The sequence below is a fragment of the Rhodococcus sp. 2H158 genome, assembly GCF_053764755.1.
This window is the reverse complement of the sequence record NZ_JBSNCE010000060.1, coordinates 1-2,610: the sequence shown is the minus strand read 5'-3', so window position 1 is coordinate 2,610 and position 2,610 is coordinate 1. Positions and strand designations below refer to the sequence as shown.

At 64.6% G+C, this 2,610-nt stretch carries 1 protein-coding gene; it reads left to right on the top strand.

Translation table 11 applies throughout. The annotated features are described in order from the left end of the window. Positions 1-725: 725 nt before the first annotated feature. Positions 726-2,519 (top strand): group II intron reverse transcriptase/maturase, encoded by a 1,794-nt coding sequence (ltrA, locus tag ACWPOB_RS28455; RefSeq protein WP_455402863.1) that lies wholly within the window; start codon positions 726-728, stop codon positions 2,517-2,519. The last annotated feature ends 91 nt before the right edge of the window (positions 2,520-2,610 follow it).

Sequence of the window (2,610 nt, the reverse complement as noted above, 5' to 3'; positions counted from 1 at the left end):
GTTTTCGATGACCCGAACCTCGTGGTGCGACACCAGTCGCTCACTTTGAGCGAGCTATGTGGATTGGAGGACTGGTGATGCAGGTGACATAGCTCCGGGCAAGTGCTCGAACGCCCGTCTCCCGCCCCGGCGTGCGTCGCAGGCTCCTGGTCTGCGAGGTGCGAAGCCCGGGAACTTTTGCCCAAGGAGCCCCCGATCCATCCGGGGGTCACCAGGCCGGGGAGAAGGCCGGGCGGGTGAACGTGAGTGAACCCTTGATGACGCCTCGTTATCGGGAGCCCCGGAAGGTGGGATGGTGACCGGGGCGATAAGACCTTGCCCCTGGCAGAGGGGGCGCGTGGTGGCCGGAGGCACGAGACCGGCCACGAGAGCACCACGTGGTCTCGGGGTAAAGAGGGCACCCAACCCGGCCGCAACTCGAGTGAGTGGAAGGTGGAAACCCCGTCGTGGTCCAGTCGAGCGTCGAACCCATCGGCTCTGATGGCTGGTAGGCCGATCGTAAGAGGGGCGGAACTCCTCGGCGGGACAGGATGCCCAAGAAGCGAATGCCGGTGGCCGAAAGGTAACAGGAAACCCGCGGCAGTGTGGTCGACACCTCCATCGACCGCCGTGGCATAACTGGCCGGATACCAACCCGAAAATGGTTGGGCCCGAGAGGGTGCCGACGTGGGCAGGTGAGCCTGTGAACATTCGGGGCCGAGGGCCTCGCGAACCGAAGGGGCAAGTTGGACACCGTCGAGGTGAACGGACCCGCGGACGTTGGCGTGCAGTGGGACGTCATTGACTGGCGCACCCATGAACAGAACGTAGCGAGGTTACGGCGCAGGATCTTCAAGGCGACGCGGGAGCAGGACTGGGCCACGGTCCGGTCGTTGCAGAAATTGATGTTGGGCTCCTGGTCGAACACGCTGGTGAGTGTGCGTCAGGTGACCCAACGCAATGCTGGGCGTCGAACGGCGGGGATCGACGGGGAAACCGCCCTGTCGAGCGAAGCCCGAGCGGAGGTGGCGGTGCGGTTGCACCGGACGCGTTCGTCATGGGTGCCGCTGCCGGTTCGACGGGTGTATATTCCGAAGGCTAATGGCAAACAGCGACCTCTCGGTATCCCCGCACTCATGGACCGATGCCATCAGGCGCGGGTCCGTAATGCGTTGGAGCCCGAGTGGGAAGCCCGGTTCGAGCCCCGTTCCTACGGGTTTCGGCCCGGACGCAGCTGTGCCGACGCGATCGAGTCCCTGTTCGCCACGCTCAAAGGGCCTCTGGCCAAGCGGGTGTGGATTCTGGACGCCGATCTGTCGGCAGCGTTCGACAAGATTGATCATTCCCGGCTTCTCGATGCGCTCGGCGGGTTTCCTGCGCGAGGTCTGGTCGAGGGCTGGTTGAAAGCGGGAGTGATCGAGACCGGGACGTTCTCTCCCACCGAAGAGGGAAGCCCACAGGGAGGCGTGATCAGCCCCTTGTTGTTGAACGTTGCGCTGCACGGCCTGGAGGAGGCCGCTGGGGTCCGCTACCGCACCGCGAGCTCCAAAGCTGGTGAAGCAGCGGCGGACTCCCCGGTTCTGGTGAGATATGCCGACGACTTCGCCGTATGCTGCCATTCCCGGCAGCAGGCCGAACAGGTCAAGGCACGGCTGGCCGGGTGGCTCGCGCCGAGGGGGCTGACGTTCAACGAGGACAAGACACGCATCGTCCACCTCGAAGAAGACGGATTCGACTTCCTCGGGTTCAATGTCCGCCGTTATCGGGGCGGACAGTCACCCGGCAAGTTGTTGATCAAACCGAGCCCGGCCGCGGTCAAGCGTGTCCGTCACAGGCTCGCAGTCGAGATGCGCCGTTTGCGTGGCTCGAACGCGAGGGCAGTTATCGCCCGGCTCAACCCGATCATCCGGGGTTGGACCTCCTATTACCGAGGCGCGGTGTCCAGCCAGATATTCACTTCACTGGACGCATACATGTGGCGGCTCACCTACCGGTGGGCACGTCGCTGTCACCCCAAGAAATCCCGACACTGGGTGACAAGCCGCTACTTCGGTCGGTTCCACAAGTTCAGAAACGATCGATGGGTGTTCGGTGATCCCCAACACCCGTACGGCGAAGACGGTGACACCATCGCCTATCTCGCCAAGTTCGCCTGGACCGACATCGTTCGTCATCCCTTGGTCGCGTCCGGAGCGTCGCCGGACGACCCCGATCTGCGCGACTACTGGATCAAGCGGCGGCGGAAGATCAAACCCGCGCTGGACAGCTATAACACCGCCCTGCTTGCCAGGCAAGGTGGCCGCTGCCCGCTCTGCGGAGATCACCTGCTCACCGCGGACCAGCCCCAGTCCCCGCACGAGTGGGAACGCTGGTGGCTGGGTGTGGTCAAACGAGCTATCGCCGCTGACTATCTCACCCACCACGGGCGAGACGGCACAATGGACGGAACCCGGACACGCCTCGTGCACGCCTCCTGCCACCGCAGCGTCCGAGCACGCAGGAGGAACCAGCAGCCCGCGACGTCCGCGGGGCTTGCTTGAGCCGTATGCCGCGACGAGTGGCACGTACGGTTCTGAGGGGGCGGGGACGCAGTAATGCGTCCCCGCTACCCGACTCGGCCGCAGGGCTGGT